The sequence below is a fragment of the Burkholderia sp. SIMBA_051 genome (genome assembly GCF_046534915.1).
GTDB classification, from domain to species: Bacteria; Pseudomonadota; Gammaproteobacteria; order Burkholderiales; family Burkholderiaceae; genus Burkholderia; species Burkholderia ambifaria.
The window spans coordinates 97521-109069 of record NZ_JAWRXS010000008.1 but is presented as its reverse complement, the minus strand read 5'-3'; the positions used below and the strand labels follow the sequence as shown (position 1 = coordinate 109069).

General features: G+C 67.8%; 8 protein-coding genes. 3 read left to right on the top strand and 5 right to left on the bottom strand.

Going from position 1 to position 11549, the window contains the following annotated elements; all coding sequences use genetic code 11:
• Nucleotides 1-123: 123 nt before the first annotated feature.
• Complete coding sequence (locus SB771_RS20785) at nt 124-1545, top strand: purine-cytosine permease family protein (protein ID WP_105832362.1); 1422 nt, start codon at nt 124-126, stop codon at nt 1543-1545.
• 136 nt (nt 1546-1681) lie between these two features.
• Here the strand turns inward: SB771_RS20785 and SB771_RS20780 are convergent, their stop codons facing one another.
• The 5 genes from SB771_RS20780 to SB771_RS20760 all read right to left on the bottom strand — a co-directional run bounded on the left by SB771_RS20780 (nt 1682) and on the right by SB771_RS20760 (nt 9670).
• Nucleotides 1682-3961 carry an FdhF/YdeP family oxidoreductase gene (locus SB771_RS20780; protein WP_175661179.1) on the bottom strand — a complete coding sequence of 760 codons (2280 nt, stop codon included), beginning with the start codon at nt 3959-3961 and terminating at the stop codon, nt 1682-1684.
• Between the two features lie 99 nt (nt 3962-4060).
• Nucleotides 4061-6913: an ATP-dependent Clp protease ATP-binding subunit gene (locus SB771_RS20775; RefSeq protein WP_175661180.1), complete on the bottom strand. Its 2853-nt coding sequence runs from the start codon at nt 6911-6913 to the stop codon at nt 4061-4063.
• Nucleotides 6914-7421: 508 nt separating this feature from the next.
• Nucleotides 7422-7691 carry a hypothetical protein gene (locus SB771_RS20770; protein ID WP_175661181.1) on the bottom strand — a complete coding sequence of 90 codons (270 nt, stop codon included), beginning with the start codon at nt 7689-7691 and terminating at the stop codon, nt 7422-7424.
• Between the two features lie 100 nt (nt 7692-7791).
• Nucleotides 7792-8607, bottom strand: a complete 816-nt coding sequence (locus SB771_RS20765) for a family 1 encapsulin nanocompartment shell protein (protein WP_012372716.1) — start codon at nt 8605-8607, stop codon at nt 7792-7794.
• Complete coding sequence (locus tag SB771_RS20760) at nt 8600-9670, bottom strand: Dyp-type peroxidase (RefSeq protein ID WP_175661182.1); 1071 nt, start codon at nt 9668-9670, stop codon at nt 8600-8602. Before SB771_RS20760 ends, SB771_RS20765 begins: the two co-directional genes overlap by 8 nt.
• Before the next feature lie 520 nt (nt 9671-10190).
• Between SB771_RS20760 and SB771_RS20755 the strand changes: the two genes are divergently transcribed.
• On the top strand, nt 10191-10643 hold the full coding sequence (locus SB771_RS20755) for a phosphate-starvation-inducible protein PsiE (RefSeq protein ID WP_011660565.1): 453 nt from the start codon (nt 10191-10193) through the stop codon (nt 10641-10643).
• Between the two features lie 163 nt (nt 10644-10806).
• Nucleotides 10807-11262: a DUF1269 domain-containing protein gene (locus SB771_RS20750; RefSeq protein WP_175661183.1), complete on the top strand. Its 456-nt coding sequence runs from the start codon at nt 10807-10809 to the stop codon at nt 11260-11262.
• Nucleotides 11263-11549: the final 287 nt, after the last annotated feature.

The following is an 11549-nucleotide window of genomic DNA, read 5'->3' as shown; positions in this document are numbered from 1 at the left end:
CGCCTCCGCCCGCATGCGGCAAACCGTTGCCCGCGTATCCGGACCCGATTGCAGGCGCGCGCATCGTCGCGCGCCGGCGGAAACGGCACGCGCGCCTCGCCGCGCAGGACAGGAGACTTAGCCATGACGACCGCGGATCGCAACGCGTCCCCCATGATAGAGAAACACACGATCGGCTACGTGCCGCCCGCAGACCGCCACGGCAAGGTGCGCGACCTGTTCACGCTCTGGTTCGGCGGCAACATCGCGCCGCTGCCGATCGTGACCGGCGCGCTCGGCGTGCAGATCTTTCACCTGAACCTGATGTGGGGGATCGTCGCGATCGTCGTCGGCCAGGCGGTCGGCGGCGTGCTGATGGCGCTGCATTCGGCGCAGGGGCCGCAGATGGGTATTCCGCAGATGATCCAGAGCCGCGCGCAGTTCGGCTCGTGGGGCGCGCTGCTCGTCACGGTGATCGCGGCGGTGATGTACGTCGGCTTCTTCGCATCGAACATCGTGCTGGCCGGCAAGTCGGTGCACGGCATCGCGTCGTCGGTGCCGGTGCCGGTGGGCATCGTGATCGGCGCGGTGGGCTCGGGGCTGATCGGGATCGTCGGCTACCGGTTCATCCACATCCTGAACCGGATCGGCACGTGGGTGCTCGGCATCGGCATTCTCGTCGGCTTCTGGATGATCCTGTCGAACGTGAGCACTACCGATTTCCTCACGCGCGGCGGCTTCGACTTTGCCGGGTGGCTCGCGACGGTGTCGCTGTCCGCGTTGTGGCAGATCGCGTTCGCGCCGTACGTGTCGGACTATTCGCGCTACCTGCCGGAAGATGTCGGCGTCGCGTCGACGTTCTGGGCGACCTATCTCGGCTGCACGATCGGCTCGACGCTCGCGTTCATCTTCGGGGCGGTCGCGGTGCTCGCGGTGCCGGCCGGCGCGGACACGATGGACGCGGTCAAGCAGGCGACGGGCCCGCTCGGCCCGCTGATGCTGCTGCTGTTCCTGTTGAGCGTGATCAGCCACAACGCGCTGAACCTGTACGGCGCGGTGCTCGCGGTCATCACGTCGGTGCAGACCTTCGCATACCGGTGGATTCCGACCGCGAAGACGCGCGCGGTGGTGTCGGTGGTGATCTTCGTCGCGTGCTGTTATGCGGCGATCGGCGCGTCGACCAACTTCGTCGGCAATCTCGTCGATCTCGTGCTCGCACTGCTCGTCGTGCTGGTGCCGTGGACGGCGATCAACCTGATCGACTTCTACGTGATCCACAAGGGCAAGTACGACATCCAGTCGATCTTCATGGCGGACGGCGGCGTGTACGGCCGCTTCAATCCGCAGGCGCTGCTCGCGTATGCGATCGGGATCGCCGTGCAGATTCCGTTCATGAACACGCCGATGTATGCGGGACCGATTCCCGCGCATCTCGGCGGCGCCGACCTGTCGTGGCTCGTCGGGCTGGTGCTGACGTCACCGCTGTACTACTGGCTCGCGACGCGCGACAGCGCGTACCGGCGCCGGCAGACGGGCGCGCAGCTGCCGTCGTCGGCGGCGCGGTAAGCGGATCGTCGTTCGACGCGATCAACGAAAACGGTCGCCTCATCGATAGCGATGCGGCGGCCGCGAGAGGAGAGGGTGGGGCGATGCGCGGGCGTGTCCTATCGAGCCGTGCGTCGCCAGCCTGTTTACCCGCGGGTCAGACGACCGCCGAGCGCGCGACGCGCACCGGCACCGACTTGTACGACGGCGTGCCGCTTTCCTTGTCGATGTAGTCGAGCGGCACGAGCACGTTCGCTTCCGGGTAATACGCGCCGACCGATCCCGGCGCGATGTCGTACTCGATCGCGGTGATCTTCTCGAGGCGCAGCGTGCGGCCCGACGCGGTGGCCGTCTCGATGTCGACGAGGTCGCCGTGTTCGAGCCCGTACTTCGCGAGGTCCGCCGCGTTCATGAACAGCACGTCGCGTCGTCCGAACACGCCGCGATAGCGATCGTCGAGCCCGTAGATCGTCGTGTTGTACTGATCGTGGCTGCGCAGCGTGATCAGCCGCAGCACCTGCTCGGCGCCGAGCACGTCCGCGTCTTCCTTCACGCCCTTGTAGATCGAGAACATCGCCTTGCCGGTGGCCGTGGGCCATACGCGCTCGGTCGGCGGCAGCGGCAGGCGGAAGCCGCCCGGCGTGCGGATGCGCTCGTTGAACGCCTCGAAGCCGGCCACCGTGCGGTCGATCAGGTCGCGGATGCGGTCGTAGTCGGCGATCAGGTCGAGCCACGCGACCTTGCTGGCCGGCAGCGTCGCGTGAGCGATTCCGGCGACGATCGCGGGCTCGGAGCGCAGCTGGTCCGACGCCGGCTTGAGCTTGCCGGCCGACGCGTGGACCATCGACATCGAATCCTCGACGGTGATCGACTGCCGGCCGCTCGCCTGCATGTCGAGCTCGGTGCGGCCGAGCACGGGCAGGATGTAGGTTTCCTTCGCGACGAGCAGGTGCGAGCGGTTCAGCTTCGTGCCGAGATGCACGCTGAGATCGAGCTTCGCCATCGCGGGGAACGACTGCTCGGGATCGGGCAGCGCCACCGCGAAGTTGCCGCCCAAGCACAGCAGCGCCTTGGCCTGGCCGTCGATCATCGCCTGCATCGCCTGCACGGCGTCGTGTCCGTGCTGCGCGGGCGGCTTGAAGCCGCACACGTCCTCGATCTTCTGCAGGAACTCGGCCGACGGCTTCTCGGTGATGCCGACCGTGCGGTTACCCTGCACGTTCGAGTGGCCGCGCAGCGGGCACACGCCCGCGCCGGGCTTGCCGATGTTGCCGCGCATCAGCAGCAGGTCGGCGATCAGGCGCACGGTGGCGGTGCCCTTGTTGTGCTGCGTGACGCCCATCCCGTACGTGACGATCGTCGCGTTCGACTTCGCATACGCGAGCGCGACCTGTTCGAGCTGCGCCTGGCTCAAGCCGCTCGCGCGCTCGATGTCGTCCCACGACGTGGCCTCCAGGTCGGCGCTGAACGCGTCGAAGCCGCTCGTGTGCTGCGCGATGAAATCCTTGTCGAGCACGTCGCCGCGCTCGGCCTCGAGCTGCAGCAGCGCCTTCATGATGCCCTTCAGCGCGGCCGCGTCGCCGCCGGCGTCGACCTGGTAGTACGTCGACGCGATGCGCGTCGAGCCGAACGACGCCATCTCGATCATGTCCTGCGGATCCGCGAAGCGTTCGAGCGCGCGCTCGCGCAGCGGATTGAAGACGATGATCGGCACGTTGCGGCGCGAGCACTCGTGCAGCGTGCCCATCATCCGCGGGTGGTTGGTGCCGGGGTTGTGGCCGATCGAGATGATCAGCTCGCAGTGGTCGAAATCCTCGAGCGACACCGTGCCCTTGCCGATCCCGATCGACTGCGGCAGGCCGACGCTGGTCGGCTCGTGACACATGTTCGAGCAGTCGGGGAAGTTGTTGGTGCCAAGCTCGCGCGCGAACAGTTGATACAGGTAGGCGGCTTCGTTCGACGCGCGGCCCGACGTGTAGAACTCGACCTGCTCGGGCGGCAGCGCGCGCAGCACCTCGCCGATGCGCGCGAACGCATCGTCCCACTCGACCGCGCGGAACGTGTCGGTCGCGCGATCGTAGACGAGCGGATGCGTGAGCCGGCCCATGTTCTCCAGCTCGTAGTCGGACATCCGCAGCAGCGACGACACCGGGTTCGCCGCGAAGAACTCGGGCGTCACGCGCTTGGTGGTCGCTTCCCACGTGACGGCCTTCGCGCCGTTCTCGCAGAACTGGAACGTCGACTTGTGTTCCTTGTCGGGCCACGCGCAGCCGGGACAGTCGAAGCCGTCGGGCTGGTTGGTCCGCATCAGCACGATCGGCGCCTCGATGGTTTCCATCTGCGTGCGCACGGCCTCGGCTGTCGCGCGAAGCGCGCCCCAACCGCCGGCGGGCCCATCGTACTTCCTGATGCCTGGCACTTCGCGTCGATTTGTCATGTGAATCTCCATCAGCCGGCCCGCTGCGGGCCGGCTCGGGTTGCGCCGCGTCGCGGCGTTGGGGGGCAAGCGGGCCCGTGCATGCGGGCCCGCGTGTTATTACTGCGCGTCCTTCTTCGCACCGGACGACTTCTTGCCGGATGGCTTGGCTGCGGGCGCAGGCGCGGGTGCAGGCGTCTCGTCCTTCGCTTCGTCATCCTTTGCATCGGACGCTGCCTTCGCCGCCTTGCCGTTCGGCCGGGCCTTGCCGTCGGCGTTCCTGGTCGCGTCCTTGGTGTCCTTGGCATCGGGCCGCGCGAGCTTGTTGAACGTCACCGCGTCGCTCGCGTTGTCGTAATCGACTTCGACGCGATCGCCGGACTGCAGCTTGTCCGCGAGAATCTCCTTCGCGAGCTTCGTCTCGATGATCTGGCGCACCTGCCGCTTCAGCTCGCGCGCGCCGAATTCCGGTTGATAGCCGGCTTCGGTCAGGTGTTCGACGAGCGCGTCGCCCATCACGAGCGTGATGTCCTGCGCGGCGGCGGTGCGCACCACGCGGTCGAGCTGGATCTGCACGATCGAGCGGATGTTCTCCTTCGACAGCGCATGGAACACGATCACCTCGTCGATCCGGTTCAGGAACTCGGGGCGGAAATGGCCCTTCAGCACCTGCATCAGCTGCTCGCGGATCGCCTTGTCGGTCTTGCGCGCGGCTTCCGGCTGCGTGAGGTTGTCCATGATGATCGCGGCGCCGAGGTTGCTCGTCGCGATGATGATCGTGTTGCTGAAGTCGACCACGCGGCCCTTGCCGTCGGTCAGCCGGCCGTCGTCGAACACCTGCAGCAGCACGTTGTAGACATCCGGATGCGCCTTCTCGATCTCGTCGAGCAGGATCACGCTGTACGGGCGGCGCCGCACGCGCTCGGTGAGCTGGCCGCCTTCGTCGTAGCCGACGTAGCCGGGCGGCGCGCCGATCAGCCGCGCGACCGCGTGCCGTTCCATGTACTCGGACATGTCGATGCGGATGATCGACTGCTCGTCGCCGAACACGGTCTCGGCCAGCGCCTTCGCGAGCTCGGTCTTGCCGACGCCGGTCGGCCCGAGGAACAGGAATGTCGCGATCGGCCGGTGCGACTGGCCGAGCCCGGCGCGCGACAGCCGCACGGCGTCGCTCACGGCGACCACGGCATCGCTCTGGCCGATCACGCGCTCGCGCAGTTGCTCTTCCATCTTCAGCAGCTTCTGGCGCTCTTCCTGCGTGAGCTCGGACACCGGAATGCCCGTCAACCGCGACACGACCTCGGCGACCGATTCGACGGTCACTTCCAGCGTCTCGGAACCGGTCTTGCGCTGCCACGCCTCCATCTTTTCGTCGAGCGACTTCTGCTTCGCGTTGATCTGCTCGTCGAACTGCTTCGCCTGGTCGAAGCGCTTGCGCGACGTTGCATAGTCCTGCTCGCGCTTGAGCTGCACGATCTGCGCTTCGTCTTCCTGGATGTCGGCGGGGCGGGACGTCGCGCCGATCCGCACGCGCGCGGCGGCCTGGTCGATCAGGTCGATCGCCTTGTCGGGCAGGAAGCGCGCGGTGATGTAGCGGTCGGCGAACTCGGCGGCCGCGACGAACGCGTCGTCGGCGAACGTGACCTGGTGGTGCGCCTCGAGGCTGTCGCGCAGCCCGCGCAGGATCACGATCGTCTGCTCGACGCTCGGCTCCGGCACGAACACGGGCTGGAAGCGCCGTTCGAGCGCCGCGTCCTTCTCGATGTGCTTCTGGTATTCGTTGAGCGTGGTCGCGCCGATCAGGCTCAGTTCGCCGCGCGCGAGCGCCGGCTTCAGCACGTTCGCGATGTCGAGCCCGCCTTCGCCGCCGCCCTGGCCCGCGCCGACGATCGTATGCAGCTCGTCGATGAAGAGGATCAGCTCGTCATGCTTGGCCGTCACTTCGTCGATCAGCTGCTTCGCGCGTTCCTCGAATTCGCCGCGATACTTCGCGCCGGCCACCATCGAGTTGATGTTGACCTCGACGAGCCGCTTGCCGCGCAGCACTTCGGGCACGTCGCCGTTGACGATCCGCTGCGCGAGGCCTTCGACAATCGCGGTCTTGCCGACACCGGGCTCGCCGATCAGCACCGGGTTGTTCTTCTTGCGGCGCGCGAGCACTTCGATCGTGCTCTCGATTTCCTGCGCGCGGCCGAGCACCGGGTCGAGCTTGCCCTGGCGCGCGATCGCGGTGAGGTCGCGGCCGAACTTGTCGAGATTCGGCGTGCCGGTCGGCGCGTCGACGCGGCCGTCTTCCGCCCCCTTGCCGACGACCTTCACGACCTTCTGGCGCAGCGCTTCCGGCGTCACGCCGTATTTCTTCAGCAGCGTGCCGGCGATGCTGTCCGGCACCGCCGCGAGACCGATCAGCAGGTGCTCGGGGCCGATGTACGAGTGGCCGAGATCGCGCGACGCCTGGAATGCGTACTGCACGGCCTTCTTCACGCGCGGCGAGATCGACAGCCGGTCGAGCGACGCGTCCGCGGCCGCCGTGCCGGTGTGCGCATGCTCGTCGATGTAGGCCTTCAGGTCCTGCGGCGACAGCTTCAGTTCCTTCAGCAGCGCCGCGCACACGTCGGTATCCGCGAGCGCGTACAGCAGGTGTTCGGTGTCGAGCTCGCTGCGGCGCAGTTCGTGCGCCTTCTCGGCCGCATGCTGCAGCAGTTCGAGCGTCTGCTCGCTGAACGCATCGGTCGGGTCGACCGATTCGCGCGGAATCTCGGCGGCCAGCGGCGACGCGTCGCCGTCCTCGCCGAACAATGAGGACGCGCCACCACCCAGCAGCGAATCGAACGGGTTCAGCATGCTCTGATGCCGCATCAGCTGACGGAAGTGGTAGTCGCAGATCGAGATCGTCTTGCGCTCGCCGTCCTGCATCACGGTGGCGCGCGCGACGGCCGGCCGGGCGTGACAGATATCGCAAAGTGCGGGCATGGTGGTCTGGCTCCTGTCAATGAACGTGGATCGAAAGGGAAATCCCGATGCGCGACGGCACGGCAACACCGGTGCGTCGCTCAGCCCGCGGCATCACTTCGACTGCGTTCAAAATAGCGAATTGGCCGAACGCCTCCAAGACACAGTTCCGCACCGGCCCGGCCGGGAATTGCACCCTCACATGCGCGCGTGCGTCCGGTGCAAGGAGTACAGACGAGCGCGCATGCGGGTGCGGCGTGCGGAATCGGGAAACGGCGCGGCGCGCCACGCGCGCAAAGCGCGGTGCGACATCGGCGCGCAGGGCGCCGGCAGGCGGCAAACGGGAAGGGGTACGTGTGGTGAAACGCGGCGCACGCGCGGCGGAGCGATCGCGTGGGGCGGTGAGGTATGCGGGCGGATTACGCCGGGCCGCGCCCGCCCGCCAACCGATGCGTGGCGCGGGGCCGATGGCGAAGCGGGCGAGTTGCACGGTGCGGGCCGGATCAGGCGCAACCGTGGCGAACCGGCGTCAGTCGGAGAGTTTCATCGCGAGGCGCTGCCGGGCAATCTGCCTCACGTCGGTCGACAGTGCCGCATCCTGCAGACCATTGGCCCACACGGTGAACGAATCCTCGATCAGGTTGCGGGTGTCGGGCGGCAGTTCGGCCAGCATCAGCGACACCACGGTGAACAGGACGGCGGTGTCGGCGGCCTGGCGGCTCGCGTTCGCGTCGATGGTTTGCTTCAGGCTGTCGACCGATGCTTGCAACGACTGCAATGCTTGATTCGAATCGCTCATGTCACGCTCCATGCAGGAGGGTTCAGCCGGCGACGAACGTGCGGCCGGCAACGCGGCCGGCGTGCGCGACGCCCGGCGGGCATCGCGCGCGGGCAGGCCGTCAGGCGGCCGTGCTGGCCTGCGGCGCCACGGCCACCGATGCCTCGCTCGTCAGCATCAGGAACGTGAACGTTTCGCGCAGGTACAGGCGGACGACCTTGTCGGTATGGCTCGTATAGCCGATCGACACGTCTTCGCCGAGGTGCAGCTCGTAGTCGCCGCCGCGGGTGGACAGCACGCAACCGCCGCTGATCGCCGGCGCCCACACGATCTCGCCGCTGACGATGCGCTTGATGTGGCCGAGCACCGGGTAGCCCTGGTCGCGCGCTTCGCTAAGCGCCGTGTAGGCGTCCGAGCCGAGCACGACCGTGTACGGGCCGTCGACGCCCGCGAGCCGCAGCGCTTCCAGCGCGTCGCTGATCGCGTCCGGGTACGCGCTGACGTCGGTCGGCAGCGTGAGCTTGCGATTCGACGTGCCTTCGCGGATGCCGACGATGTCCGCGGCCAGATAGCCGTCGAAGATCGCGCCGTCTTCCGCGAACGCCAGGCGCTGCGCGGCATCCTTCGCCGGCTGCCAGTCGGCGTCGCGCGCACCGCGCTCGACGCTGTCGATCGCGTCGCGGCTCAGCTCGAACGGCACCGTCAGCTCGACGACGTTGCGGACCTCGCGCAGTCGCGCGCTCACCTGTTCGCGCGGCGCGGTGACGTCGCGCAGATGCCCGGTGCCGACGGCCGACAGCCCGGGGCCGGCCGGCCCTTCGACGTCGACCACGCGGCGCCCGGCCACCGAGCGCTTGAAGGTGCGGGCGACTTCTTCCTCGATCTGCGCCCACGCGGACGAGGCAATCGGCGCGAGTTCGCGGTGCAGGTTATTCATAGGCTTTGACTCCTTTCAGCGATCCGATATTCAGCGAGCCGTCACGACGCGGCTCGGGCGATGAGGGTGCGGGCTGCGCGGCGTCGGTGTCGGCCGGTGCGGCGCGATCGGCGAGCGCTTCGAGCAGGTCGGCCGACGGCACGAAGAACAGCGAGCCCGTGACCGCGCGGCTGAAGTCGAGCAGCCGGTCGTAGTTGCCGGGCGGGCGGCCGACGAACATGTTCTCGAGCATCTGCTCGATCGGCGCCGGCGAACGCGCGTAGCCGATGAAATAGGTGCCGAATTCGCCGGAACCGGGGCGCCCGAACGGCATGTTGTCGCGCAGGATCTTCACTTCCTGGCCGTTTTCGTCGAGCGTGGTCAGCGAACTGTGCGAGCACGACGGCTTCACGTCCGGCGCGAGCTCGATGTCGGACAGCTTGGTGCGGCCGATGATGCGCTCCTGCGTCTCGACCGCGAGCGCGTTCCAGCCGGCCATGTCGTGCAGGTACTTCTGCACGAGCACGTAGCTGCCGCCCGCGAATTCGGCGTCCTCGTCGCCGATCACCGTGAAGTCGACCGCCTCGCGGCCTTCCGGGTTCTCGGTGCCGTCGACGAAGCCGATCATCGCGCGCTGGTCGAAGTTGCGGAAGCCGTGCACCTCGTCGACGACCGTGACCGCGTCGCCGAGCGCGGCGAGCAACTGGGTCGCGAGTTCGAAGCACAGGTCCATCGCGTCGGCGCGAATGTGCAGCAGGATGTCGCCCGGCGTCGCAATCGCGACGCGCTGGCCGGCGCCGAATTCGCGGAACGGATGCAGCGACGCGGGACGCGGATCGCCGAACAGCGCGTCCCATGCGTCGGAGCCGAAGCCGCATACGCAGGACAGGTTGCCGCCCGGCACGCGCTTGCCGACCGAGCGCACGAGCGCGGCGATGTCGCCGCACCACGCGCGGATCGTGTCGGCGCGCTCGGCGCCGGGGTTGACGGTGGCGACGAGGAAGATCGCGCTGCGCGTGATCGGCTCGTGAACGGCCTGGGAAAGCGGGGGACGGGTTTGCATCGCGGCCTGCCGGTCAGTCATGTCGGGACGGACGGGCCGCGGCTGCCGCGGCGCGCGAAGACGAGCGGGTGGACTGTGTCATGCGACTGTTCTCTTTGTGACATGCGGATGAAGGACGTTGCGCGGGCATCGCGCAACGGGCCGCAGCGGCGGCGGCCTGCCGTCCGGGCGCGAAAGGGAAGGCAGGCAGGAGGGCCGCGCGTTCGCCCGGCGCGTGACCTCTCCGCACCGCGTAACGTCGTCGAGCCTGCAATCTAGCAGCTTCGGCGGGTCTTTGGAACACGTATCGACGATCTGTCATTCGAATCGGTTGATCAAGGTTCGATTTTGCATCGCATGCGTGCAGCTGTACTCCTGAAGCGCGTGCCGCTGTGCTCTTGAGTGGGCGCGACGCGTGCAGTAGATTGGTTCGCTCCACCTGCCGACGAGGATTCACCATGGCGAATCTGCTGGAAGCGATGCGAATTTTTGTCGCGGGGGTTGAGCACGGCGTCGACGGGGCGTCGAGCGCGGCACCTACCTCATTGCAACGGTCATCGCCTTGAACACGTCCACTGCTTCCGCCGATACGGCCGCCGAGCGCATCCGCCGCCGCTTCGGCCACTTCCTCCATGCGGCCGAGCTGGCCGGCCTGATCGTGATCGGTCTGGCGACCGCGTTCGCGATGACCCAGGAAGCGTGGAAGGTCGTGCTCGCGGGCGAGGTGTCGCTCACCGACCTGCTGCTGATGTTCCTGTACCTGGAAGTGCTCGCGATGAACGTGCGCTATCTGCGGCTCGGCCGGCTGCCGGTGCGCTTTCCGTTGTTCATCGCGATGACGTCGCTCGCGCGCGACCTGATCCTGCGCGGCGCGACCGACGGCCCGGAGCGGATGCTGATGACCACGTGCGGGATCGTGCTGCTCGCGGTGGGCGTGCTGATTCTGAGCTTCGGCCAGCATCGCTTTCCGGCGGAAGTCGACGATGTCGAGGAGGATGCGCATACGCGCCGGTAGCGTGCGGCCCGCGCCGCTCGTGCCGCTCGTGTTCGCGATGCAGCGGCACGCGCGCGTATCGCACCCACGGATCCCGGCACGCAACGCGCGGCCGGTCCGACCCATCCGCGGATGTCCGTCGACTGGCGGCGTTCGCGTCGCTCACCAACCCGAGAGGTGTCGCATGACCAAGCAACTGATCGTCGCCGTATTCGGCAGCGTCGACACGGCCCGTCAGGCCGCGAACGATTTCGAGGCGCTGTCGGAGAAACATGAAGGATTTCACGTCGACAATGGCGTCGTCGTCGAAAAGGACGCGAACGGCAAGCTCGCCGTGCTCGACGCCGAGTCGCGGTCGTTCAAGGGCGGCGTGATCGGCGCGATCGCGGGCGGGCTGCTCGGGATGCTCGCCGGGCCGCTCGGCGCGATCGCCGGCATGGCGGCCGGCGCGGGGGCCGGCATCGTCGCGGACGCAGCCGGCAATGCGCTGCTCGACGGGCAGTTCGTCGAATCGGTCGCGACACGGCTCGCGCCGGGCAGCGTGGCGGTCATCGTCGAGGCGGACGAGGCGACGCCGTTCTCGGTCGACAACATCGTGACGGGATTCGGCGGGAAGGTCGTGCGGCACGTGATCGGCTAGGCCCGGCTTGCGGTGTTCGAATCGCATGAAGTCCGGCGTTCGGCCCGGCGCGGATCGCGTCGACGACACCTGCGCGTTCGTGCGACGCCGCGCATCGTGACGCACGAACCGGCATTGCGCGTGCGCGGGACTTAGGGACTTAGACGATCAGCTATACCGAGCGTCGGTGCGCACGACGTCACGCTCGAAGGTCGCCACGCGAATCGCATCGTGCCGTTTCGCGTCACGACCGCATGCGCGCGGCGGTACGGATGATACGACACGCGGCTGCGTGCCACGGTCTTCCC

What these genes read in the sequence shown, in the direction of transcription:
- SB771_RS20780 (WP_175661179.1), bottom strand. Translation starts at nt 3,961, where the DNA reads ATGACAAATCGACGCGAAGTGCCAGGCATCAGGAAGTACGATGGGCCC.
- SB771_RS20760 (WP_175661182.1), bottom strand. Translation starts at nt 9,670, where the DNA reads ATGACTGACCGGCAGGCCGCGATGCAAACCCGTCCCCCGCTTTCCCAG.
- SB771_RS20750 (WP_175661183.1), top strand. Translation starts at nt 10,807, where the DNA reads ATGACCAAGCAACTGATCGTCGCCGTATTCGGCAGCGTCGACACGGCC.
- SB771_RS20775 (WP_175661180.1), bottom strand. Translation starts at nt 6,913, where the DNA reads ATGCCCGCACTTTGCGATATCTGTCACGCCCGGCCGGCCGTCGCGCGC.
- SB771_RS20765 (WP_012372716.1), bottom strand. Translation starts at nt 8,607, where the DNA reads ATGAATAACCTGCACCGCGAACTCGCGCCGATTGCCTCGTCCGCGTGG.
- SB771_RS20770 (WP_175661181.1), bottom strand. Translation starts at nt 7,691, where the DNA reads ATGAGCGATTCGAATCAAGCATTGCAGTCGTTGCAAGCATCGGTCGAC.
- SB771_RS20785 (WP_105832362.1), top strand. Translation starts at nt 124, where the DNA reads ATGACGACCGCGGATCGCAACGCGTCCCCCATGATAGAGAAACACACG.